At 64.3% G+C, this 23292-nt stretch carries 26 protein-coding genes; 16 read left to right on the forward strand and 10 right to left on the reverse strand.

Going from position 1 to position 23292, the window contains the following annotated elements:
* Window positions 1-35: 35 nt before the first annotated feature.
* The 5 genes from VA599_RS11085 to VA599_RS11105 are packed head-to-tail and all read right to left on the reverse strand — an operon-like array spanning window position 36 to window position 3417.
* Window positions 36-554, reverse strand: coding sequence for a CvpA family protein (locus VA599_RS11085; RefSeq protein WP_021479101.1), 519 nt, complete (start codon window positions 552-554; stop codon window positions 36-38).
* 5 nt (window positions 555-559) lie between these two features.
* On the reverse strand, window positions 560-1324 hold the full coding sequence (locus VA599_RS11090) for an SPOR domain-containing protein (RefSeq protein ID WP_104947270.1): 765 nt from the start codon (window positions 1322-1324) through the stop codon (window positions 560-562).
* A gap of 7 nt (window positions 1325-1331) precedes the next feature.
* A complete protein-coding gene (gene folC, locus VA599_RS11095) occupies window positions 1332-2600 on the reverse strand; it encodes a bifunctional tetrahydrofolate synthase/dihydrofolate synthase (RefSeq protein WP_346788609.1) in 1269 nt (422 codons plus the stop codon).
* Complete coding sequence (locus VA599_RS11100) at window positions 2597-3055, reverse strand: protein YgfX (RefSeq protein WP_021475595.1); 459 nt, start codon at window positions 3053-3055, stop codon at window positions 2597-2599. The genes folC and VA599_RS11100 overlap by 4 nt, the downstream gene beginning before the upstream one ends.
* Before the next feature lie 5 nt (window positions 3056-3060).
* Window positions 3061-3417, reverse strand: a complete 357-nt coding sequence (locus VA599_RS11105) for a hypothetical protein (protein ID WP_021475596.1) — start codon at window positions 3415-3417, stop codon at window positions 3061-3063.
* 133 nt (window positions 3418-3550) lie between these two features.
* On the opposite strand from VA599_RS11105, the gene VA599_RS11110 reads away from it, so the two are divergent.
* Window positions 3551-5464: an ATP-binding cassette domain-containing protein gene (locus tag VA599_RS11110; RefSeq protein WP_346788610.1), complete on the forward strand. Its 1914-nt coding sequence runs from the start codon at window positions 3551-3553 to the stop codon at window positions 5462-5464.
* Between the two features lie 220 nt (window positions 5465-5684).
* Window positions 5685-6416, forward strand: a complete 732-nt coding sequence (locus VA599_RS11115; protein ID WP_021475598.1) for a substrate-binding periplasmic protein — start codon at window positions 5685-5687, stop codon at window positions 6414-6416.
* A 7-nt stretch (window positions 6417-6423) separates the two neighbouring features.
* Here the strand turns inward: VA599_RS11115 and VA599_RS11120 are convergent, their stop codons facing one another.
* Window positions 6424-7428: a substrate-binding domain-containing protein gene (locus VA599_RS11120; RefSeq protein WP_346788611.1), complete on the reverse strand. Its 1005-nt coding sequence runs from the start codon at window positions 7426-7428 to the stop codon at window positions 6424-6426.
* A gap of 321 nt (window positions 7429-7749) precedes the next feature.
* On the opposite strand from VA599_RS11120, the gene VA599_RS11125 reads away from it, so the two are divergent.
* The 8 genes from VA599_RS11125 (at window position 7750) to VA599_RS11160 (ending at window position 13385) form a co-directional block, all read left to right on the forward strand.
* The gene (locus VA599_RS11125; RefSeq protein WP_346788612.1) at window positions 7750-8313 is read left to right on the forward strand and encodes a C40 family peptidase; all 564 of its coding nucleotides are present in this window, start codon (window positions 7750-7752) and stop codon (window positions 8311-8313) included.
* 146 nt (window positions 8314-8459) lie between these two features.
* Window positions 8460-8843 carry a COG4315 family predicted lipoprotein gene (locus tag VA599_RS11130; protein WP_346788613.1) on the forward strand — a complete coding sequence of 128 codons (384 nt, stop codon included), beginning with the start codon at window positions 8460-8462 and terminating at the stop codon, window positions 8841-8843.
* A gap of 18 nt (window positions 8844-8861) precedes the next feature.
* A complete protein-coding gene (locus VA599_RS11135) occupies window positions 8862-9842 on the forward strand; it encodes a YncE family protein (RefSeq protein ID WP_346788614.1) in 981 nt (326 codons plus the stop codon).
* 26 nt (window positions 9843-9868) lie between these two features.
* On the forward strand, window positions 9869-10339 hold the full coding sequence (locus tag VA599_RS11140) for a sigma-70 family RNA polymerase sigma factor (protein ID WP_104947276.1): 471 nt from the start codon (window positions 9869-9871) through the stop codon (window positions 10337-10339).
* Window positions 10336-11121, forward strand: a complete 786-nt coding sequence (locus tag VA599_RS11145) for an anti-sigma factor family protein (RefSeq protein WP_346788615.1) — start codon at window positions 10336-10338, stop codon at window positions 11119-11121. Before VA599_RS11140 ends, VA599_RS11145 begins: the two co-directional genes overlap by 4 nt.
* A gap of 160 nt (window positions 11122-11281) precedes the next feature.
* Window positions 11282-12112 (forward strand): diaminopimelate epimerase, encoded by an 831-nt coding sequence (gene dapF / locus VA599_RS11150; RefSeq protein ID WP_346788616.1) that lies wholly within the window; start codon window positions 11282-11284, stop codon window positions 12110-12112.
* Between the two features lie 56 nt (window positions 12113-12168).
* Complete coding sequence (locus VA599_RS11155; protein WP_346788617.1) at window positions 12169-12819, forward strand: DUF484 family protein; 651 nt, start codon at window positions 12169-12171, stop codon at window positions 12817-12819.
* On the forward strand, window positions 12816-13385 hold the full coding sequence (locus tag VA599_RS11160) for a hypothetical protein (protein ID WP_104947280.1): 570 nt from the start codon (window positions 12816-12818) through the stop codon (window positions 13383-13385). The genes VA599_RS11155 and VA599_RS11160 overlap by 4 nt, the downstream gene beginning before the upstream one ends.
* A gap of 74 nt (window positions 13386-13459) precedes the next feature.
* On the opposite strand, the gene VA599_RS11165 is transcribed toward VA599_RS11160, so the two are convergent.
* Window positions 13460-14401, reverse strand: coding sequence for a DMT family transporter (locus tag VA599_RS11165; RefSeq protein ID WP_104947281.1), 942 nt, complete (start codon window positions 14399-14401; stop codon window positions 13460-13462).
* Between the two features lie 284 nt (window positions 14402-14685).
* On the opposite strand from VA599_RS11165, the gene moaA reads away from it, so the two are divergent.
* Window positions 14686-15660 (forward strand): GTP 3',8-cyclase MoaA, encoded by a 975-nt coding sequence (gene moaA, locus VA599_RS11170; RefSeq protein ID WP_104947282.1) that lies wholly within the window; start codon window positions 14686-14688, stop codon window positions 15658-15660.
* A 1-nt stretch (window position 15661) separates the two neighbouring features.
* Here the strand turns inward: moaA and mobB are convergent, their stop codons facing one another.
* Window positions 15662-16156, reverse strand: a complete 495-nt coding sequence (gene mobB, locus VA599_RS11175; RefSeq protein WP_104947283.1) for a molybdopterin-guanine dinucleotide biosynthesis protein B — start codon at window positions 16154-16156, stop codon at window positions 15662-15664.
* Window positions 16157-16293: 137 nt separating this feature from the next.
* On the opposite strand from mobB, the gene VA599_RS11180 reads away from it, so the two are divergent.
* The 5 genes from VA599_RS11180 (at window position 16294) to VA599_RS11200 (ending at window position 21780) form a co-directional block, all read left to right on the forward strand.
* On the forward strand, window positions 16294-18189 hold the full coding sequence (locus tag VA599_RS11180) for a type IV pili methyl-accepting chemotaxis transducer N-terminal domain-containing protein (RefSeq protein WP_346788618.1): 1896 nt from the start codon (window positions 16294-16296) through the stop codon (window positions 18187-18189).
* A complete protein-coding gene (locus VA599_RS11185) occupies window positions 18186-18833 on the forward strand; it encodes a response regulator (RefSeq protein ID WP_104947284.1) in 648 nt (215 codons plus the stop codon). Before VA599_RS11180 ends, VA599_RS11185 begins: the two co-directional genes overlap by 4 nt.
* 386 nt (window positions 18834-19219) lie before the next feature.
* A complete protein-coding gene (locus VA599_RS11190; RefSeq protein WP_346788619.1) occupies window positions 19220-19837 on the forward strand; it encodes a hypothetical protein in 618 nt (205 codons plus the stop codon).
* A gap of 106 nt (window positions 19838-19943) precedes the next feature.
* Window positions 19944-20945, forward strand: a complete 1002-nt coding sequence (locus VA599_RS11195; protein ID WP_346788620.1) for a hypothetical protein — start codon at window positions 19944-19946, stop codon at window positions 20943-20945.
* Window positions 20946-21054: 109 nt separating this feature from the next.
* Window positions 21055-21780, forward strand: a complete 726-nt coding sequence (locus VA599_RS11200; RefSeq protein WP_346788621.1) for a DUF2971 domain-containing protein — start codon at window positions 21055-21057, stop codon at window positions 21778-21780.
* Between the two features lie 113 nt (window positions 21781-21893).
* On the opposite strand, the gene narI is transcribed toward VA599_RS11200, so the two are convergent.
* Entirely contained in the window at window positions 21894-22577 is a 684-nt protein-coding gene (gene narI / locus VA599_RS11205) for a respiratory nitrate reductase subunit gamma (RefSeq protein WP_346788622.1), read from the reverse strand.
* 73 nt (window positions 22578-22650) lie between these two features.
* A complete protein-coding gene (narJ, locus tag VA599_RS11210) occupies window positions 22651-23292 on the reverse strand; it encodes a nitrate reductase molybdenum cofactor assembly chaperone (protein ID WP_346788623.1) in 642 nt (213 codons plus the stop codon).

The raw sequence follows: 23292 nt of genomic DNA on the forward strand, positions 1-23292 counted from the left end.
GAAGTAAAGATATCAAGATATTCCGCCTCTCTCGCCTAACTGTCCGGCGGCAGGCCGCCGGGCGAGTCGTAGTGCAAATTGTCCGCCATCGTTGGCGGCAACCATGGCCTCAATGACAAGGCCAGAGATTCGAATGGCGCCGCGAGCACGGCGTTCCTCCACATAGGTTTCTGCGGCAGATTGCTCAATCCGCCCAACAACACCAGCGCCGTCACCAGCACCAGGCCCCGCGCCAGGCCGAACATGCCGCCCAGCAGCCGGTTCACCGCGCCCAGGCCTATGCTGTCCACCAAGCCGGTCAGCGTCACCCGCAGCAAGGCGGTGGCCAGCCACACCAGGAAAAAGACCAGCACAAAGCCCGCCACCATGCGCAAGCCTTCGCTCTGCAGGCTGGCCGGCAGGAACGCCATCGCCAGCGGCGAAAACTGCTTCGCGCACCAGAAGGCGATCAGCCACGAGCCCAGCGACAGCACCTCGGCGATCAGACCGCGCATCAGGGCCATCAGCACCGATCCGGCGATGATGGCTATTGCGATATAGTCGAACACGGTCATGGCGGCTACTTGTTGATGATGATGCCGTTGATGCCGGACTTGGCCAGCTTCTGCAGCGCGGCCTGCGCCTCAGCCTGGCTGGCGAACGGACCGACGCGGACGCGGGTCACCTCGCCCTTGCTGGTTTCCACCTTGGAAAAGTGGGCGGTCACGCCGATGGCGGAGAGCTTGCCGCGCAGCGCGTCCACCTTGGCAGGATCGGACAGCGCCGCCAGCTGGATCACCGACTTGCCGTGGGCCGGCTCTGACTTGGCCGGATGGCTGTCCGGATCGACGCGGCCTTCCAGGATGGCCGCCGGATCAGCCTTGCGCGGCTTCTCGGCCTTAGGCTCTTCCTTGCGTTTTTCCGGTTTGGGCTCTGGTTTTGGCTTCGGCTCGGGTTTGGGTTCCGGCTTCGGCGCGGCCTCCGCCACGGCCGGAGCCGGCTTCGCGGCGGGCTTGGCGGTTTCCGCCGGCGGCGGCGCGATGACGGAAGACAAATTGGCCGGCAGCTCGGTGGCGTTGCCTGGCGCGGGCGCCGGAACGGCGGCGTCCGCCACCGCCTGCGACGCGGCGGGCTTCGCGGCCGTGGCGGGCGCGGAAGCGGCCACCGGCGCGGACGCGCCCCCCATGATCTCGATGGACTCGGGCTTCATCTGCTGTTCCGGCAGATGGCCCACCACGTTCCACAAAACGACGGTGGCGATGGAAACCAGCACCACCGCGCCCACCAGGCGGCGGCGGGCTCGCTTTCTCAGCAATATCAGTTCATCGTGGCTGGACAGTGCCATGCATTCCTCAAACCGGGTGTCGCCGGGCCGCTTCCACTTCCGCTACGGTGTGGAATGATCCGAAAACGACGATTCTATCATTGTCGCCGGCCCGCGATAAGGCTGCCGACCACGCTTGAGCGACGGTATCGAAAGCGGACACCGACGCGACGCCGGCATTTTTCAGCGCCGCGGCGATGGCTTCGCCGCTCTGGCCGCGCGGCATGTCCAGCCCGGCGGCCAGCCAATGGTCGAATTCGCCCTTCGCCAGTTCAACCACCGCCGCCATGTCCTTGTCGGCCAGCATCGAGAACACCGCATAGCGGTTCTCCGCGTACTGCAGCTGCTTGAGCGCGGCCACCATCGCCTTGACCGCGTGCGGATTGTGGCCCACGTCCAGCACTACCGCCGGGCGGCCCGGTAGCACCTGGAAGCGCCCTGGCCACTCCACTTCCACCAGGCCTTGCTTGATCGCGCCTATACCCACCGGCAGCTTGTCGCGGATCGCCTCCAGCGCGGCCAGGGCGCCGCAGGCGTTGACCATCTGGTAGCCGCCGCGCAGCGCCGGGATGGGCAGCGCGTGGCGGGCGTGGTCGCCGCAGCGGAACGACCACTGGTTGTCCATCCGGGTGTAGCCGAAATCGCGGCCGTACAGCTTCAGGTCCGCGCCGATGGCGGCCGCGTGGTCCAGCAGCCGCTGCGGCGGCTCGGGGTCGACGCAGATGGCCGGCTTGCCGGCGCGGTAGATGCCGGCCTTTTCAAAGCCGATGTCCTCGCGGTTGTCGCCCAGAATCGCCTGATGATCCAGATCCACGCTGACGACGACGGACACGTCCGGCTCGAAAATGTTGACCGCGTCCAACCGTCCGCCCAGGCCCACTTCCAGAATGATCACGTCCACTTTTTCAGCGACGAAACTGTGCACCGCGGCCAGAGTGCCGAATTCGAAATAAGTCAGCGTGGTGTCGCCGCGCGCGGCGTCTATCGCCTCGAAGCTGGCGATGATGCGCTCGTCGCTGGCCGGCTTCAGATCGATGGCGATGCGCTCGTTGTAGCGCAGGATATGCGGCGAGGTATACGCGCCCACCTTGAAGCCGGCGGCGCGGAAAATGCTGGACAGCATCGCGCAGGTGGAACCCTTGCCGTTGGTGCCGGCCACCATGATCACTGGACAGGAGGGCTTGAGGCCCATCGCGTCGCGCACCCGGGACACGCGGGCCAGGCCCATGTCTATCGCCGCCGTGTGCAGGCTTTCCTGCCAGCTCAGCCAGTCGTCCAGCTTCTTTTTCATCGTCATCGGTGGGTTTCCGTCTCTTCTTCAGGCTGCGGCGGATGGAACCACAGCAGGTAAACTCTGAGCAGGCGGCGCGCTTCGGCGCCGGCCGAATCCGGCCACAGCATCACGCTGCGGCGCCTGCCGTCCTGCCTGGCGCTCAGCACCGTCAGCAGCGGCGTGACGAAGCAATCGTCCTGTACCTCCGCCTCGCGCCGCTCGTCGCCGCGGCACAGGAACAAGCGGCCGCGCGGGTCGATTTCCAGCCGCTCCGGCGCGTCGCCCCGCAGCCATCCGTCGGCGCGCAGCGCGCGCCGTGCCAGCCAGGCCGCGGCCGGCACGCTGATCAGATAAGCCGCCGGCAGGTGCCAGGCCACAACAGCCGCATAGGCGGCGAAAGCGGCCGACACCAAGGCCAGCCACCACCGCGACGGCCGCAGCGGCACCGAGAAGGGTTGCAGCGGCGGCCGTTCGCGCATGGATTTTACAGCTCGCTGGCCGGGCTGTTGGTGATGTCGTCGTCGACGCTGTCCATCACAGTGGAGTGGATTTCCACATCGAACCACTCCCAGAACGCCTTCAGCGACAAATCCTTGGGCCACAGGGCTTCGTCCTCGTCCCAGGACGCGAGTTCCATCTTGAACAGCTGTTCGCTGATCTCGTCGATATGGGCGACGCCCTCTTCCGGCTCGATGAACTCCGGCAGCAGAATGGCGGTGCAGTCGCTGCGCAGGCTGTCCAGCGACAGGTCGATCATGTCGGTGTCCGGCAGCTGGTTCAGCCAATCCAGGAACGGTTGCTTCGGTTTGATCACGGCAACGGCGCGGTCGACGAAATACATGGCGGGACCTTTCGGACAAATGTTGATTCGGCGCGCATTGTATCAGCCCCGAAGCCGCCAGGCGACCCGTCCGCCGGCAGGGCCATCGTGTTAAACTGGCCGGTATTTTCCCATCTCGCAAGACACACAGAACATGGCCCTGATTACCGTCGAGAAGGCATGCCTCGCCTTCGGACACCACGCGCTGCTGGACAACGTAGACTTCGCCCTGGAACCGGGCGAGGCGGTCGGCCTGATCGGCCGCAACGGCGCGGGCAAGTCGTCGCTGCTGAAAGGCATCGCCGGCGCGGTGCAGCTGGACGACGGCCGCATCAACACCAAGGGCGACGTCAAGGTCGCCTACGTGCCGCAGGAACCGGAATTCACCCCCGAGCACACTGTCTTCGAGGCAGTGGCCGAGGGCCTGGGCGAATTGAAGGCGCTGTTGACCGAATACCACCACGTCACCCAGCAGCTGACCCAGGCCGACGCCGACCACGAGCAAGCGCTGGCGCGGATGGAAACCATCCAGCACGAGTTGGAAGCCCGCGGCGGCTGGCAGTTCGACGCGCTGATCTCGTCCACGCTGAGCCACCTGGGCCTGGACGCCGACGCCCGCATCTCGGCGCTGTCCGGCGGCTGGAAAAAACGCGTGGCGCTGGCGCGCGCGCTGGCGTCCAAACCCGATGTGCTGCTGCTGGACGAGCCGACCAACCACCTGGATGTCTCCGCCATCGAGTGGCTGGAAACCCTGATCAAGGGCTTCTCCGGCAGCGTGCTGCTGATCACCCACGACCGCCGCTTCCTCGACAACGTCGCCACCCGCATCATCGAACTGGACCGCGGCATCCTGCGCAGCTACCCGGGCAGCTTCTCCGCCTACCAGACCCGCAAGGCGGAAGAGCTGGCCATCGAAGAAGAGCAGAACCGCATATTCGACAAATTCCACGCCCAGGAAGAAGTGTGGATCCGCAAGGGCATCGAGGCGCGCCGCACCCGCAACGAAGGCCGCGTGCGCCGGCTGGAGGCCATCCGCCGCGAGCGGTCCGCCCGACGCGAGCGCGTGGGCAAGGTCAACTTCCAGCTGGACGCCGGCGAGCGCTCCGGCAAGCTGGTGGCCGAGCTGGAACACGTCGACAAGGGCTTCGGCGGCAGGCAGCTGATCCGCGATTTCACCAGCCGCATCCTGCGCGGCGACAAGATCGGCCTGATCGGGCCCAACGGCGCCGGCAAGACCACGCTGCTGAAGCTGATCCTGGGCGAGCTGGAACCCGACTCCGGCTCGGTCAAGCAAGGCACCAAGCTGGAAATCGCCTACTTCGACCAGTTCCGCGAACAGCTGGACGAAGAAATGAGCGTGGCCGACGTGATCAGCCAGGGCAACGACTTCGTCGAGATCGGCGGCGTGAAAAAGCATGTGATGAGTTATCTGGAAGACTTCCTGTTCTCGCCGCAACGCGCCAGGAGTCCTGTGCGCTCGCTGTCCGGCGGCGAACGCAACCGCCTGCTGCTGGCCCGCCTGTTCACCCGCCCAGCCAATGTGCTGGTGCTGGACGAGCCGACCAACGATCTCGACATCGACACGCTGGAATTGCTGGAAGACGTGATCGCCCAGTACGCCGGCACCGTGTTCCTTGTCAGCCACGACCGAGCCTTCCTCGACAACGTGGTCACCCAGGTGATCGCCTTCGAAGGCGAAGGCCGGCTGGAAGAGTACCCGGGCGGCTACCAGGACTGGCTGGACGCCAAGAAGCGCATGGCCGAGTTCACTGCCACCGAAAAGGCCAAGGAAACCGCCCCGGCCGCCGCGCCCGCGCGCCAGGACAAGCCCAAGACCGCGCGCAACAAGCTGTCCTACAACGAAACCCGCGAGCTGGCTGCGCTGCCGGACCAGATCAGCGCGCTGGAGACGGAGCAGGCCGAGCTGAACCAGCGCCTGCTCGACCCCAACTGCTACCGCGACACGCCCAAGGAAGCCATCGCCTGGCAACAGCGCATCGAGGAAATCGACGAGCTGCTGCTGGAAAAGCTGGCCCGCTGGGAAGACCTGGAACAGCGCGGCCGCTGAGCCTCTGATCCGTTGAGCTGGGCGGCGCTTTGCCGCCCAGCCGCGGATGGGCTACACCGGAAGGAGCAGAGGCGACGCCCGGACTCCATCCAGCCTCCCGCGCCGGCCGCGGCTTGCGTCGCCAAGACCCAACCAGACACAGGGCGGAGGACATGTGGCGCCACTCGAGAGCCGAAAACCGCGTCATGAGCAAGGCTGGCGGCTCGCGGCAGCTCTGGCGATGCTTGCCAGCGCCGCCCAGGCCGCGCCGCTCGCTTGCGCTTCCGACGTGGACTTCCCGCCCTATGTCTTCACTTCCTCGTCCGGCTTCGCCGGCGGCGCCCAGGACACCGGGCTCGCCATCAACGTGCTGCAGCGCGCGCTGAGGCGCGCCGGGCGCGAGCCGGCGGTCATCGAAAGACTGCCGTGGAAGCGTTGCCGCGAAATGGTCGCCCACGGCCAAACCGACATCGCCATCGACGTCCCCTCCCGCGAACTCGACGAAAAGCGCTTTCTGGCCACCGACGCCTACGCCGAAGTCCACCACCTGTACTTCTACTCCGCCAAAAAGCACCCCGACGGCGCGCCGCTGCGCGCGCTGTCCGATCTCAAGCGCTATACCGTGTGCGGTCTGTTCGGCAACCGCCTGGACGCCTTCGGCGTCGATCCTTCGCGCCAGGACATAGGCTCGAAAAACGAGCGCAGCGCGATCACCAAGATCACCGAGGGCCGCTGCGACGTCTTCATCGAGATCCGCGAAGTGGTGGACAGCCTGTCGGAACGCGACGCGGCGCTGCGCGACCTGTTCAACGGGCCTGCGCTCCGCCGCGCCGACCTGCCCGGCGACACGCCCACCGGCCTGCACTTCGAGTTCAGCCGCGCGTCGAAAGACGGCCGCGCGCTGCAGCAATCGTTCAACGCCACCATCCGCGACCTGATCCGCAACAATGAAATGACCCGGATGATGCCGTGAGGGCCGATCACTTCAGCGGTTTGCCGAACACCGTTTTCGAGGCGACCGGCATCAGTTGGTCGACATTGCGGCTGGTGGCCACCAGGATGGGCACCAGGATTTCCTTGGCCGGCGAATGGCCATGCAGATGCGAAACCAGCGCGCCGGCGGCGGAGCTGCCCATCAGATAAGGTTGCTGCATGCCCACGGCGACCAAGGCGTCGCTCTTGAGCAGGCGCACCACGTCCGGCATCGCGTCGAAGGAAACCAGCAGCACTTGCTTTTGCTTGCCCGCCTCCCGTATCGCCCGCATCGCCCCGTCCACCGGCTGGTCGGTTTCGATGAAGAAACCCCGCGCCATCGGATGCGCGGCCAGCATTTCCTTGACATAGCGGTAAGTCTCCTCGGCGGAGTAATCCTTCATCTGCCTGAGCACGATCTCGCGCGGGAAGCCGGCGTCCTTCATCGCGTCGCGGAATCCATTGGTGCGGTCCTGGCCGTTTTTCCGCGACAATTCAATGGTGACCATGCCGTAGGCCCCGCCGCTCCAGTTCCGCGCCTTCATCGCCTTCGCCAGCTCCGCGCCCACATCGTATGCGCCGCGGTAGTTGTCCGATTTGACGAAGCTGACGTAATCGCCGCCGCTGGCGCCGACATCGGCGATGGCTACCGGAATGCCGGCCCGACGCGCCAGGGTGAGCGCTTCCTCCGCCGATTTGCTGTTGGTCGGGGAAATCACGATGCCCGCGACGTGGCGGTCGATGGCCTGGCGGACATTGCTCAGCTGCATTTCCGCGTTGAGCTTGCTGTCCAGCTCAGAAAACGCGTAGCCATTCTCCTCCGCCACCGCCTTCACGCCCTTGCCGACCGTGTTCCAGAACGGCAGATCCGCCTTGGCGGTGATGTAGACGATTTCAGCGGACAGGGCATGGAGCGGGACGAGCCCGATGAAGATCGCCAATGCCCGCGGCAAGGTGCGGCGCATCAGCGACGCGATCCTCAAAACGATTGTGGAGTCCGTTACAATATTCACGGCGCATCTCCCCTCGGAAAGATGTCGAATCAAGCTTCCATTTTAGCCGGGCAGGTACGATATCCATGGAAAATCACGGGCGCCCGCATGCCGGCGCGGCCCGCCCGAGAGCCATTCACCCCGCATCGCCCATCCGCCCGCCATAGCTCGATCCGTTCCCACATTTACAGTGGCGCCGGGGCCCACGCCCCTGCTCGCGCTATACTGCCCCCAAAGCAGCCCTTCCCGCGCCGCGCGCGGGAGCAAGACAAATCGCCGCGGCGCGCGACGCGAGGCGCACACCCCCTCCGCGGCATGGAAACGACAGGAGTCCACGCGACAATGGAAGACACCCAGCTGAATGACGACGGCGCGGGCCGCCGCCGCCTGCTCCAGGGCGCGGCGCTGGCGGGCCTGGCGGCCCTGCTCGCCGCCTGCGGCACCACCCCGGTGAAGACCAGCCAGCAGCGCCCGCGCCCGGGCAAGCCGGGCGGCGACACCTCGCTGTCCAACATCACCGCCGACGGCAACGGCCGCGAAATCCTGCTGTACACGATAGGCCTGCTGGACGGCGGCTACCAGTTCGGCGGCAGCAATCCGGAGGCCGGCCTCGATTGCAGCGGCATGGTCAGCTACATCTATCAAAACGCCGTCGGCATCCGCCTGCCGCACAACGCAGCGCAGATCGCCAACATCGCCCGGCCGATATCCGACAGCCAGATGCAGGTCGGCGACCTGGTGTTCTTCAACACCATGAACCGGCCGTTCTCGCACATGGGCATCTTCATCGGCGACGGCAAGTTCGTCCACGCGCCGCGCACCAACAGCACCATACGCGTCGCGCGGCTGGACAACGTCTACTTCGCGCCGCGCTACCAGGGCGCGCGCACCGTGCTGCGCGCCTGACTTCCGGGCCGCCTCCCGGCGGCCTCGCCACTCCCCCACCAAAAAAATTTCTCCTTGCCGGGAATAATCGGCGGCATCCCTGCGTATACCCCATGCAAGCGCGGACCAAGCGTCCCGCTTTCCTACCACACGACCAGGAGCCATCGATGAACCGCACCCTGTTGCTAAGCGGCATGCTCGCCGCGCTCGCCGCCGCGCAGATCCAGGCCGCGCCATCCCCGATATCGACGCGCGAGGGCGCGCTGACCGACCCCGCCGGCATGACGCTCTACGTTTTCGCCAAAGACCAGCCCGGCAATGGCCGCAGCGCCTGCAACGGCCCATGCGCGGCATTGTGGCCGCCGCTGGCCGCAGAAGCGGACGCCCAGCCCGAAGGCGATCTGGGCCTGATTGCCCGCGACGACGGCTCACGGCAATGGTCGTGGCGCGGCAAGCCGCTCTACCGCTTCGCCCAGGACCTCGCGCCCGGCGAGCGCAAAGGCGACAACTTCAAGCAACTCTGGCAAGTGGCCCGGCCCTGGCCCCTCTGAAAAACCAGGAAAACCAGCATGCGAAAAACCGCTTCCCTTTTGGCCGCCTCCGCGCTGTGGGCGCTGGCGCAAATTTCAGCCGCCGCCCAGGCTTTCGACCCGGACATCCGCAACAACACGCTGGCGGTCAGCCCCGATGAAAGCCTGGCGATAGCCGGCAATAGCCAGACAGCCGAGCTGAAGGTATACGACCTGGCGCAAGGGCGGCTCAAAGCCGCGCTGCCCGGCTTCATCACCCCGCGCAACATCGTGTTCGCGCCGAATGGCCGCCGCTTTTACGTCACCGACAGCAGCAAAGGCCTGCTGGAGCGCTGGAACGCCGGCACATTGACGCTGGAGGCCAGCCTGGCCCTGGGCCCCGGTGCCTTCGGCAGCGCCATCGACCGCCAGGGCGCCCGCCTCTACGTCAACAATCAGGCATCCAACACGGTCAGCGTGGTGGATTTGAATGCCTGGCGGGTCAGCAAGGTGATCACTGGTTTTTCCGGCCCGCGCCAGGGCGTCAAGCTGTCGCCGGACGGCGCCGACCTCTATGTCACCAACTTCCGCAGCGATAAGCTGAGCGTGGTGGGCACCTCGTCCCTGGCCGTGCTCCGGGAGATCGGCGGCTTCAACAAGATACGCGCGATTTCGATCTCCGCCGACGGCGGCACCCTGTACGCGGCCAACAGCGGCGACGACACCCTGGCCAAGGTGGATACCCGGTCCGGCAAGATCACGGCCACCGTGGCCGTGGGCAGCGAGCCCTATGGCGCCGCTCTGCGCCCCGACGGCAAAGTCCTGTACTCTGGCAATTTGAAGAGCAACTCGCTCACCGAGGTCGCCTTGCCGGCATTCCGGCCGGCCGCGCAGATCGGCGGCTTGTCCGGCCCGCGCCAAGCCATCTCATTCAGCAAGGACAGCCGCAAGGCCTGGGTGCTGAACGAGGATCTGAGCGTGGCGGAACTCGACTTGGCGACGCGCCGGATCATCAGGGAGCTCAAGCCATCGGCGAACTAGAACCGGAGCGGCAGTTTCATCGACTGCTGCTGGACAACCTCGCCCGGTTGCGCCGCTACGCCCGCGTGCTGGAGCGGAACGCGGCGCACGCCGACGACCTGGTCCAGGACACGCTGGAATCGGCCTGGCGCAACTGGCGGCAATGGCGGCCAGGCTCGGACATCCGCCCCTGGCTGTTCGGCATCATGCATAACCGGCACGTGGACCATGTCCGGCGAAGCCGCCCGGCCAGCGAGCTGCCCGACGAAGAGTGGGCGCGGCTGGCCGTCCCGCCCGCCCATGAGCGGGAGCTCCAGCTGCGCGACCTCGACCGCGCCATCGCGCGGCTGCCCGACGAGCAAAGAGAGATCCTGTTATTGGTGGTGGTGGAAGAGATGCGCTACCAGGATGCGGCCAAAGCGCTGGGACTGGCGGTGGGCACCGTGATGTCGCGCCTGCACCGGGGGCGGGAGCGGCTGCGGCAATTGATGGTTGAATATGGAGGCGCAGAGCCATGACCGAACCGAACGAGGAAACGCTGCAAGCCTATCTCGACGGCGAATTGCCTCCGCAGCAGGCTGCGGAACTGGAAGCGTGGCTGGAGAAGCATCCCGACGCCGCCCAGCGGCTGGATCAATGGCGCGGCCAGGACGACGCGCTGCGCGAGCTGTGGGCGCTGCCTGAGCGCGAGCCCATGCCCAGCCGGCTGCTGGCCTCGGCCAGGCCGCCCGCCAGGCGCTTCTCTCCGCCGTGGCTGAGCCAGGCCATGGCCGCCGGACTGGTGTTCGCGCTGGGCCTGGGCGGCGGCTGGTATGGACGGCAAGCCTATCAGACCGAACCGCCCGCGCAGATCGCAAGCCAGGCGATGGACAGCCTGCCGCGCCAGGCCGCGATGGCGCATGTGGTCTACAGTCCCGACATCCAGCGCCCGGTCGAGATCGGCGCGGACCAGGAAACGCAGATGGTCGCCTGGCTTTCGCGCCGCATGCGCAGCCCGATCACGCCTCCCCGGCTGGCCCAGGCCGGCTATGAGCTGATAGGCGGACGCCTGCTGCCCGGCGAGCAAGGCCCGGTGGCCCAGCTGATGTACCACGACGCCTCCGGGCAACGGGTGACGCTCTACGTGGCCAACGGCGCCCGGCCGCAAGCGGAGCAAGGCTTCCATTTCGCCAGCCAGGGGCCGGTCAACGTCTATTACTGGTGGGAGCGCGGCCGCGGCTACGCCTTGTCCGCCGGCATGCCTCGCGGCAAATTGGCCGAGCTGGCGACCTTGGCGCAGCGGCAGTTGGCGGGCGGCTGAGCCGCGGACACAGCCCGGCGAAGCGGCTGAGGACGCAGGCTGCGGCGAGCCGGCGCAACGCAGCGCCAGGAATGGGGATCAGCCGCGCGGCCGGGCCGATGTATCTCGCGCCCGGCTGTGCTAAGCTGGCCCATCCACAATGCATCGCCACGCGACACCGATGAAACTGAAATTCAGCAAGATGCACGGCCTCGGCAACGACTTCATGGTCATAGACGGCGTGCGTCAGACCGTGTCCCTCTCCCCCGAGCAGATCCGCCTGCTCGGCAACCGCCAATTGGGCATCGGCTTCGACCAACTGCTGCTGGTGGAGCCGGCGCGCGAGCCCGGCCACGACTTTCGCTACCGCATCTTCAACAACGACGGCGGCGAAGTCGAGCAATGCGGCAACGGCGCGCGCTGCTTCGCCAAGTTCGTCCGCGACCAAGGCCTGACCGGCAAGAGCCGGATCGAAGTGGAAACCGCGCGCGGCGTGATATCGCCGGAATACCTGGGCGACGGCCTGGCCCGCGTCGACATGGGCGTGCCGCGCTTCAAGCCTGCCGACCTGCCCTTCCTCGCCGACGCCGAAGCCTTGACCTACGCCTTGCCGCTGTCCGGCGGCGACTGCGAAATCGGCATCGCGTCGATGGGCAATCCCCACGCGGTGCAATTGGTGGACGACGTGGACACCGCGCCGGTGGCCGAAATCGGCCCCGAAATCGAAAGCCATCCGGCCTTCCCGCAACGGGTCAACGCCGGCTTCATGCAAATCGTCAACCGCGGCGAGATCCGCCTGCGCGTCTACGAGCGCGGCGCGGGCGAAACCCTGGCCTGCGGCACCGGCGCCTGTGCCGCGGTGGTCTGCGGCATCCGCCAGGGGCTGCTGGACGCCCGCGTCACCGTGCACGCGCGCGGCGGCGACATCGTCATCGAATGGGCCGGGGAAGGCAGCCCGGTGATCATGACCGGCCCGGCCGTCACCGTTTTCCAGGGCGAAATCGAACTTTAACCCCCGCAGCCACACCAACCCATTTCCGCATCCCGATTAAGGAAAGGACAAGGCAGATGCACAGCGAACAAGTCCTGGCGTTTCTCGACGAGCATCCCGACTTCCTGCAGCAGCACGCCCCGCGTTACAACCTGCAGGCCGCCCCGCAGAACGGCGAGCGCGTGATCTCCTTCGTCGAGCGCCAGATGCTGGAGCTGAAGGACCAGAACCGCCAGCTGGAGGCCCAGCTGCAACAGTTGATCGAGCGTGGCCAGGACAATGACCGCCTGCTGACCAAGCTGCACCGGCTGACTCTCGCCCTGCTGGCCGCGCGCGGCCCCGCCGAGCTGATCGCCGAGCTGAAAGGCAGCCTGCGCCAGGAATTCCAGCTGGACCGCGCCGCGCTGAAGCTGTGGCATCCCGCCGCGGAGAAGGACGCCGAGCATTACAACGCCCGCAGCGAAGTGCAGGGCCTGGCCCGCAATCTGGTCGCGCCGTATTGCGGCCCCTATGTCAACGACGAGGTGCTGAGCTGGTTCCCCGCCACGCCGGTGCTGCAGTCTTTCGCCCAGGTGGCGCTGAAGGACGCCAGCGGCCAGCCCTTCGGCATCCTGGTGCTGGCCAGCGACGATTCCCAGCGTTTCACCTTCGACATGCACACCCAGTACCTGGCCCAGATCGGCGAGCTGCTATCCGCCGCGCTGCTGTCGGCGCTGGAGGCTGCATGACGGCGACGCCTGTCGGAATCCTGCTGCTGCTCGTCCTCATCCTGTTTTCGCTGCACATGGCCTGGCGGCTGGTCCGCAGCCGCGACGGCACCGCCGTCGCCTGTTTCCTGGCCGCCTACCTGATACTGGCGGCACTGCTGGACCACCATCCGGAGCCAGTGTCGATCGAACCTCTGGTATTGCCGCTGTTCTATCCCTACGCCTGGCTGGGCATCGCCGCCGCGATGTGGGCGGCGGTCCACATGCGAGTGAACCGGCGCGCGATGCGCTTCCCGGGCCGCGACCTGCGGCTGGCCGCGCTGTGCGCCAGCCAACTGGCCTTGCACCTCGGCGTGCTGGCGCTGTCGCCGTGGCTGGAGTGGCGGCCGATGGCTGCCTATGTGCTGGTGTCGCCGCTGGTCGCCGTCATCAGCTATCTCGCCTACCGGCTGCAGTTGATGGAAATGCGCCGACGCGCCGACTGCGAGACTTCGTGGGTCTTCTGGGGCGGGCTGTGCCTGATCCTGCCGGTAGTGTTGGCCTGGCTGACGGTGCGCGTGATGCCGCTGCTGCTGTACCTGACCTAACCCGATCCGCTGTTGGCCATGAAAAAGGCGGCGCTGAAAAGCGCCGCCTTTTTCATTTTGACCCGATTTCCGGATCAGGACTCCTTCGCCCTCAGCGCCGCGCCGGCGCGCTCCCGCGCGGCTCCGCGACTCAGGGAGCTGAGCGCGATGCCGCCGAAAATCGCCGCCAGCCCGGCCGCGTGATACCAATGCAGCTCTTCGCCCAGCAGCGCGATCGATTGCATCGCGCCGAAAGCCGGCATCAGGTACAGGAAAGCGGCCGCCTTGGCCGTGCCCACCATCGCGATGGCGCGGTTGTACAGCAGATAAGCCACCACCGAAGGCAGCGCGCCCAGGTACAGCAAACTGGCCGCGGCGCCTGCGTCCAGCGCCGGCAGACCGCGCGACGACAGCTCGCTCAGAAACAGCGGCAGCAGCACCGCCTCGCCCACCAGCAACAGCGCGGCCATCTGCACCATGGGATCGATGCCCGGTTTCAGCTTGCGCAGGCCCAGCGTGTAGATGGCCCAGCTCAGGCCGCCGGCCAGCACGAACAAATCGCCGCCGCTGAAATGAAAGCCGCCGATCTCCAGCAGATTGCCTTTCAACACAATCAGCAGCGCGCCGCACAGCGCCAGCGTCATGCCCATCCACTGCCGGCTGCTCAAGCGCTGGCGGAAATACAGCGAACCCAGCAGCAGCACCATCACCGGCGTCGCGCTGTTGAGAATCACCGCGTTGGTGGCGGTGGTGGTCTGCACCGCCCAGTAGACGAAGGTATTGGTCAGGCCGATGCCGAACAGGCCCAGGACAAGCAGCAGCGGCCACTGCGCGCGCAGCTTGCCCCAGTTGCGGCCCAGCCTAGGCAGGGCGAACGGCAGCACGCAGGCCAGAGCGATGCCCCAGCGGGCGAAAGCCAGCGTGAACGGCCCCAGCTGCATGTGCAGCGCGCGAGCGATGACGAAGTTGGTGGACCACATCAGCATGGTCAGCACCAGCAGGATGTAAGCGTTGCGTTGGGAATGAATGGCGGGCATGGCGACGAATGTAAACAATTTGTGCCATTTTACAATAATTCAAAGACGTATTATTTCAATAAATAATCAAATTATGAAATATTTCATAATTTAGAAAATGGCGATTGAAAGAAAAGTTCAAGAAAGAACAAAATCGCGCAAACTACGTTCGCCAGAGCCAAATCAAGCCAACACACGCCCTCTACGACTAAATAGCTAGACCGCCTCCCACCTCCAGGGAACTGTCGCGCCGCCGAGTCCGGCATACAATTTCCACCATATCGGCAGTCCCCTAAGGATGCACCATGTTGTCCGACCGCTTCGGCCGCGCCATCGATTATCTGCGGCTCTCCGTCACCGACCGCTGCGACCTGCGCTGCAGCTATTGCCTGCCCAAGGGTTTCAAAGGCTTTGAAGAGCCCGCGCACTGGCTCCGCTTCGACGAGATAGAACGCGTCGCCGCCGCCTTCGTCCGCCTGGGCACGCGCCGCATCCGCCTGACTGGCGGCGAGCCGCTGCTGCGCCGCGATCTGCCCTTGCTGGCCGGCAGGCTGGCCGCCCTGCCCGGCCTCTCCGATCTCTCGCTGTCCACCAACGCCACCCAGTTGGAACGACATGCCGAGGGCCTGCGCCGCTCCGGCGTAAGCCGGCTCAACGTCAGCCTGGATTCGTTGCGCCGTGATTGCGTGGCGGAGCTGACCGGCAGCGACAGCCTGCCCAAGGCCCTGGCCGGCCTGTCCGCCGCCAAGGCGGCGGGCTTCGAGCGGATCAAGATCAATATGGTGCCGATCGCCGGCGTCAACGACGGCGACATCGAGGCGATGGCGGAATTCTGCATCGAACACGGCTTCATCCTGCGCCTGATCGAGGCGATGCCGATGGGAGACAGCGGGCGAGGTACGCGCGGCAGCGAACTGGAACCGATACTGGCGCGGCTGAGCCGCCGCTTCGGCCTGTCCGAACTCAGCGTCAGCCTGGGCGGCGGGCCGGCCCGTTACTGGGGATCGCGCGACGGCCGCTTCACGCTGGGCCTGATCACGCCGATCAGCCAGCACTTCTGCGCCAGCTGCAACCGGGTGAGAATGTCGGTGGACGGCACGCTCTACCTGTGCCTGGGCCAGGAGCAGCGCTTCGAGCTTCGCCCGCTGCTGCGCGCCGGCTGCAGCGACGCCGAGCTGGACGGCGCCATCCGCGCCGCCATCGAGCTGAAGCCGGAAAAGCACGACTTCCGCGAAGCGCCGGCCAAGGTGATGCGCTTCATGTCGCAGACCGGCGGCTGAATCACCGCCTATCCGCCAGCCAGGCAGCAATGAAATGCGCCACCCCGTCCGCGTCATTCAGATCCAGCACCGGAATGGCGGCCGCCAGCGGCGCATCGCTGGCCACCGCGATCACATCCCGGTCATCCAGATAGCGCGCCGGCTTGCCCAGAGCCGGCCGGTACACCTCCAGCTTGGGCACCGGCAGACTCTTCTGCCCCTCCAGCAGCACCAGATCGCACGGCGACAGACGCGCCAGCTGCTCGTCCAGCGTCAGCTCGCGCGCGGTCTCGGCGAACACGCCCACCCGGTGCGGCGACACGATCATCACCTCGCAGGCGCCCGCCTGGCGATGGCGGAAACTGTCCTTGCCGGGCGAATCCAGCTGTACGTCGTGGTGGCTATGCTTGATCACCGACACCCTCAACCCCCGCTGCGTCAACAAAGGCAGCAAGGCCTCCAGCAAAGTGGTCTTGCCGCTGCCCGAATAGCCGCATATGCCCAGTACCGCTTGCATGCCTTCTCCTTTTGGCGGATTGTCTCGAACACCGATAAAAGCTATGTTAAAACAATCAATATTTAAACCATAACCGCGACTGCCTATTGTGCAGCCCGCCGCTGCAGTTCGCCATCCGCCAAAAGCAGAACACGCCCATGCCCGACATCCGCCTTGCGCCCCCCCGCTTCCAGACCTTGGCCAGCAAGTTGCTGGTGCTGTCGCTGCTGGCGCTCTTCATCGCGCTGGTCTCGATAGGCTACACGCTGGCCCTATCCTGGCGGCTGGAAGGCGGCGCCGCCGCGATCAACGACGTTGGCAGCCTGCGCATGCGCACTTTCCGCGCCGCCTACCTGCTGTCCACCCAAGCGCCGGACCGCCTGCTGCGCGACGAGATAGACGGCTTCGATCAAACGCTGGCCCGGCTGAAGCACGGCGATCCGGCCCGGCCGCTATTCCTGCCCGACAACCGCGACATCCGCACCCAGGAACAACGGTTGGAGCAACGCTGGCGCAGCGACATCCGCCCGCGGCTGCAGGCCGCCGGCAGCCAACCCACCACCCAGCAGCTGCACGCCTTCGTCGCCGAGATAGATAGCCTGGTCAGCCTGCTGGAGCGCGACAACGAAAACCACACCAATCTGCTGCGCATGTTCCAGATGGTGCTGATCGCGATGGCGCTGGCCGGCGCGGTGACCATGGCCTACATGCTGTTCCTGATGGTGATCAACCCGGTCCGCGCGCTCAGCGACGCGATGCGCCGCCTGCGCGAGGGCAAGCTGGACACGCGGGTCAAGGTGGACCGGCAGGACGAATTCGGCATGCTGGCCGAAGGCTTCAACCAGATGGCCGAGCGGGCGCAAGACCTGTACCAGAACCTGGAAAGCAAGGTCCAGCAGAAAACCCGCGAAGTGGAAGAGCAGAACCTGCGGCTGAAAACGCTGTACGACATGACTTCCTTCCTGCACCAGCAGCGCGCGCTGGACGAAACCTGCCACGGCTTCATCGGCCGACTGATGCAGCTGACCGGCGCCGACGCGGCCAACGCCAGGCTGGTGGACCCGGAGCGCGGCAAGCTGGACCAGATCGCCCAGCAGGGGCTGCCCGAGGACATGGTGCTGGTCGAGGAATGCATCCCCGACGACGCCTGCCACTGCGGCGAGGCCGCGCAGCAGCCCTTCGCCGTGCTGCGCCATATCGGCGAACTGGAAGGCGAGGATATCCGCCACTGCGGCAGGGCCGGCTTCGCCTCCATCGCCGTATTCCACATCCGCAATCAGCGCGAGGATGTCGGCATCTTCACGCTGTACTTCCGCCAGAAACGCGTCTTGTCGATGGCGGAACAAATGCTGATCGAAACCCTGGGACAGCATCTGGGCGTCGCCATCGAAAACCAGCGGCTGGGCGCGGTAGAGCGCCAGTTCGCGGTGTCCGAGGAGCGCAATCTGATGGCCCAGGGCCTGCACGACAGCATCGCCCAATCATTGTCTTTCCTTAATCTTCAGTCGCAGATGCTGGAAGACGCGATGAATTCGCGCGAGGAGGAACTGGCCCGGGAAAACCTGGCCTTCATCCGCGCCGGCGTGCAGGAATGCTATGAAGACGTCAGGGAGCTGCTGCTCAATTTCCGCACCCGCATCAGCCGCCAGGAATTCCCGGAAGCGGTGCGCATCCTGCTGCAGCGCTTCGAGCAGCAAACCCGCGTGCCGGCGCGGCTGGAGATGCGCGGCGAAGGCAAGCCGCTGGACCCGCAGCAGCAGCTGCAGGTGTTCTTCATTCTGCAGGAAGCGCTGTCCAATATCCGCAAACACGCGGAAGCCAGCGAGGTGGAAGTGGAAATCGACAACACCGCCAGCTTCAGCATGCGCATCCGCGACAACGGCCGCGGCTTCGATTCCGGCCAGCTGGCGGCGAAATCCGCGCGCCACGTCGGCGTGTCCATCATGCAAGAGCGGGCCAACCGCATACACAGCCAGATTCAGATCAGCTCCGCGCCGAAACAAGGCACCACGGTGGAGCTGACCCTGCCCAAAGAGGAGCGCACCAGCGCATGACACAAGCCATACGCATTTTACTGATCGACGACCACACGCTGTTCCGCAGCGGCTTGAAGGCGCTGCTGCAGCGGCAGGACGATTTCCTGGTGGTCGGCGAAGCCGCCGACGGGCTGGACGGCGTCAAGCAGGCCGAACTGCTGAAGCCCGACGTGGTGCTGCTGGACCTGGACATGCCGGTGATGAATGGCCGCGAAGCGCTGGTACAGATACTCAGCGGCTGTCCGGACACCGCTGTGCTGATGCTGACCGTGTCAGAAGACGGCGACGATCTGGCCGAATGCATGCGCGGCGGCGCCCGCGGCTACCTGCTGAAGAACATCAACGCCGACTTCCTGCTGGACAGCATTCGCCGCGCGGTGGACGGCGACAGCGTGCTGTCGCCGGAAATGACCGCCAAGCTGCTGGCCCGCCTGCGCCAGCCAACGGCCAAGGCCAGCGAGGCCGACGCGTTGACGCCGCGCGAACGGGAAACGCTGAGCTGGCTGGCCCGCGGCTCCAGCAACAAGGAAATCGCCCGCGCGCTGGACCTGGCCGAGAGCACGGTCAAGGTCCACGTGCAGAACATCCTGCGCAAGCTGTCTCTGAGCAGCCGGGTGCAGGCGGCGGTCTACGCCGTCGAGCATGGGCTGGACAAGGTCTGAACGCGCCTCGGGTGGGGTGTTAGCTGCGATGGCGCGCCCCATTCCCATGCTGGAGCATGCGCCGGCCGCAGCAGAGCTGGCCAAGGGCCATGCCTGCGAACAATGCAACAACAGGCCGCAACGCAAACCCGACAACTAATAGCAGGTATTGCCAACCCCACCAAACCCCGCTACTTGGCTACCCGCCGTCCATGAATTCGGCATTGAATGGCCATGCCTGGCAAGTGGCATGTTTCCTCCAACCTTAGACCCCACAAGAAACGCCCCGGCTGTCATCATTCGGCCCCCAACAAAGCAATCTTGACGGCATATTTTTTATGCGCCAACATTTTCGGATTTTCACTCGACATTTCGGGCGGCTAAATTACAAGTTAGCCGGAAATTTTATGCTTATCGTTGTCGAAGGAATCAGCGCCGTCGGAAAAACCACCTGGGCATCAAGATATGGGCCCATGGTCGTCGATGAAATCAGCGGGAATCCCCCCGAGAACAGCAGTGTCGCTGCTGCGGGCCAGTACTGGAGTGAGCGTCATAGCGAGCGTTGGCAGCTCGGCTTGGCTCTAGAACAGGGGCAAAAAATCGTATGCTTTGACACCGACCCGTTGAAAATCCACTATTCATGGTGCTTGTGGCAGATCGGTGAAGGTTCGCGCGAAGCATGGATGGCAACTGTCGAGAGCAGCCGCGAGCTTATAGTCCAGAAGCGGCTTGGCTTTGCCGACCAGATTTTATTTCTTGAACGATCCGAAGAGGAAGTCAGACTGCAGAGGGCAAACGATATAACGCGACGACGCGGTAACTTCGAAACCAATGTCCGCCTCTGCAAGCCACTACGGCACTGGTACCAAATGCTAGAAACCTTATCACCCGGCAGCGTGGTTTTCAAGGCGAATCAAGCGACAGACCCGGCACCGACTCACTTGCGGGCTGATCGCTACAACCTCCAATTATTTGATGCACTCATAAATGCTGCCGATTGTCATCCGGCTAACCTTGTATTCTAAGTCCGTAGATTGGGCTGAATAAAATGAAGCCCAACCTAAGACCCCGACCTTCCGGGTCGCTGATTACAAATTAGCCCGCATCAAACCTACATCACTGGTTCGCTCCATGTTCATACTCATCGAAGATCAGACCGAGATTCGTAAAGCACAATCTGACCTAGAAGCCACAATCGGTCGTGAGTTCCCAACAACAGCCATTCGAGACATTGGCTGGCAAGGCGGCCGACAACCGCAAGCGAAGGTTCGCAGTGACGGAACATACTGGTTCTGGTCATCCGACTACAAGAATGGCGTGGCCAACCCTCGAAGGTTGAACTGGTTTGGTCGGACAGGAGATGGTCAGAGTGTCATGATCGCGGTAGAGGTAAACACACCACTCGCGGGCCGCAACGACTCGATAGCGGGATTCTTCGCACGGAACACTGTAAACGGCCGGACATATCTGTTTCACTCTGGGCGCGTTGGAGGCGGCGCTAAAGGTGTCAAAAAAGACGCGCTCGTAGCTTGGGCGGACTTTGAATTGCACCCCATCTATGCCAGCGACGGATCACACAAAGAAGGGATTCTTGTTATGCCAGTGGCTGGGCCCGGTGCAGTACGTCCAGCTATTGCGTACGTGCAGACAATCATTGAGTTCAAGGCAGCTGTCCGCAACGGAGACACGCAAACTAGTGAAGCTCTAAAGAAAGAACAAAAGCTCCGGAAGTACTTCGATGAGTTCTTTGGCCGAAAGAGGGGAAAGGCTGCCGCACGCGAGATCGACTATATTTCTAGACATGGCGAGGTAGTTAAGGCTCTACGCGACTGGCGCATACAAAAGGGCTTGGCCACTGGCCAGCGCGTCGTGAAGACCGCTCTGCTTGACCTCGGAGTCTCGCAAGGCCCCAATCTCATCGAAGCTTACGAGGTAAAGACCTCAGCGGTACGCGGTGATATCTATACCGGAATCGGTCAATTGATTGTCCATTCCAGAAGTCATAATTGCTCTCGCATTCTCGTCGTCCCCGCAGATGTCCCCTTGGCACGGGACTTGGCTGCGGCATTGGAGCGAAACAACATCCAACTGCAGTTGTATAAGCTCACGAAAACCCAGGTTACGCTGCTTTGAACACACCACCGTGAGATGCTTAGGCCACATATACAGGGCTGTAGGCTGAATAAGATGAAGCCCAACTTGCGCTCCAGAATTCCGCCGTTAGCCTGTCTAGGAGAAAACCTTGCGCATCATCGGAGATCAACCACTCGACCTGAAGGAACCGCTGTGGCGCTACTTCAAGATCGAACGCTTTTTGGAGCTGTTGAAATCCAGCCATCTCTACTTCGCGGCGGCCTGCCAGTTTGAGGATCCATTCGAGGGGGCTGTCGCTGTGCTACCACCTGGATTTCCGATAGATCTGCGATATGCAAAAGCTGAATCGCACGAGCAAGCATTCGAAGAGCTTCGACGTCTCTCGAAAGTGAGCTGCTGGCACCGAGCAGAGTATGAGAGCGATGCCATGTGGCAGCTTTACGCTGGATCACGCAAGGGAGTTGCAATTCGAACTAGCGTTGACCGAATCAGAGACGCTGCCAAGCCCTTCAAGCTGAAGCCTGAGTATGGTTACGAGGAGCTATGGGCTGGCAACGTAAGCTACGTTGATCTTCTCCAGAAGCGTCTTCGCGTAGGCATGATGGACCGGTTTTGGTTCAAACACATGGCGTTTTCGTGGGAGAGAGAATTCCGGTTGGCCGTGTCGCTTCGAATGGCTGAAGAGTTTGGCGTTCAGGTACCCGAGCTCGGAGTTCAAGTTGAATTTGATATCACAAAGCTTATTGATCGCATCTATCTTGGCCCGTCATTGTCAGAAGAAGACATCTCAGCAATCCGTTGTGCCGCGAAGGAACATGGCCTTGAGAATCACATTCGAATAACGAGCATGCTCGGGACACCGAGATACACGTAATGTGAGCTAACCAGTCAATCGGGCCAACCCGCGTTGGTAAGCCACGCTACAGCCCCCTAAACAAAACGCCGCGCCCCCTCTCCGGATCCGCGGCGTTTTTCATACTCAAGCGATCAGCGCGGGCGCACCAGCTGCCAGGCGCGTCCCAGGTAGGTCACTGCGCCGAACCCGCTCCACACGTGCACCAACCGGGTGAAGGGAAAGATCACGAACAGGCTCATGCCCATGAACAGGTGCAGCTTGAAGACCGGCGAGGCGGAGACGATGAAATCCGCCGCGTCGCCGCGGAAGGTGACGATGTGCTGCGCCCAGCTCATCAGCAGCACCATTTCGTGACCGTCCAGGTGCTGGGCCGACACGAAGATGGTGCTCAGGCCCAGCAACAGCGTGGCCAGTATCCACAGCAGCACCAGCTTGTCGCGCCAGGTGGTGTTGGCCGCCAGGCGGTCGCATAGGAAGCGGCGATGCAGCAGCAGCACGATGCCGATCAGGCACAGGCCGCCCATCAGGCCGCCGGCGCTCATCGCGAACACCTGCTTGAAGCTGTGGCTGACACCCAACGCGTCCCACACAGCCAGCGGCGTCAAGAGGCCGGCCAGATGGCCGAAGAACAGCCCGATGATGCCCAGGTGGAACAGAATATTGCCCAGGCGCAGCTGGCCGCGGTACAAGAGCTGCGACGACTCGCTCTTCCAGCTGTACTGTTCGCGCTCGAAGCGGATCAGGCTGCCCAGCAGGAAGATGGCCAGCGCGATGTAGGGATAGATGCCGAATACGAATCTATGCAGGTAGTCCATGTTTGTCTCCCGATGGCGGGGCGTCAGCGCCGCCCGCCGCCCCTCTCCCGCGCCTGGGAGAGGGGGTAAGGTTTCAGGCGCGCGCGCCGCGCGGGTAAAAGTTCACCGGGGCGATTGCCGGCATGGTCGGCTTTAGCAGCGGCTCCACGCCGTCCGCGCCGGGGCCGAAAGTTTCCAGCATCTCGTCCATGTCGCGGATAGGCGGCGCTTGCAGCGGCTCCGGCTTGACCGGCGACAGCGTCAGCAGCGCGTCGAACAGGCCGGCGTATGCCGACTCAACCTCGTTCAGCCTGCCGGCGACGTGGCCGATCACATGCACCGCGTCGCCCAGCAGCCGCTCGGACTCGGCCTTGTCGCACTGCCCCAGAAACTCAAGGAACAACGGCAGGTAGTCCGGCAGCTCGCTGCACGTCGGCTCGAAACCATGCCGGCGGTACTCCTCCAGCAGGTCCACCATCGCCTGGCCGCGGGCGCGGTCCTCGCCGTGGATGTGTTCGAACAAGTGCAGCGAGTGCGAAGGGTTGCGGTCGAAGGTGAGCACGTAACGCTGCTGCAGCTCGATCAGGTCCTCGCTCTCTAAAGCCTGCAGCAGCGGCTCCAGCAGGCTGGCGGTTTGCAGGTGCTCGGCCGCCTCGGCGCGGATCTCGTCCACCGCGGCGACCAGCTCGGCCTCCGGATAGCACAAGAGCGCGGACAGAATGGCGTGAATGCGCAT

The sequence above is a fragment of the Chromobacterium indicum genome, assembly GCF_039708975.1.
Lineage (GTDB): Bacteria > Pseudomonadota > Gammaproteobacteria > Burkholderiales > Chromobacteriaceae > Chromobacterium > Chromobacterium piscinae.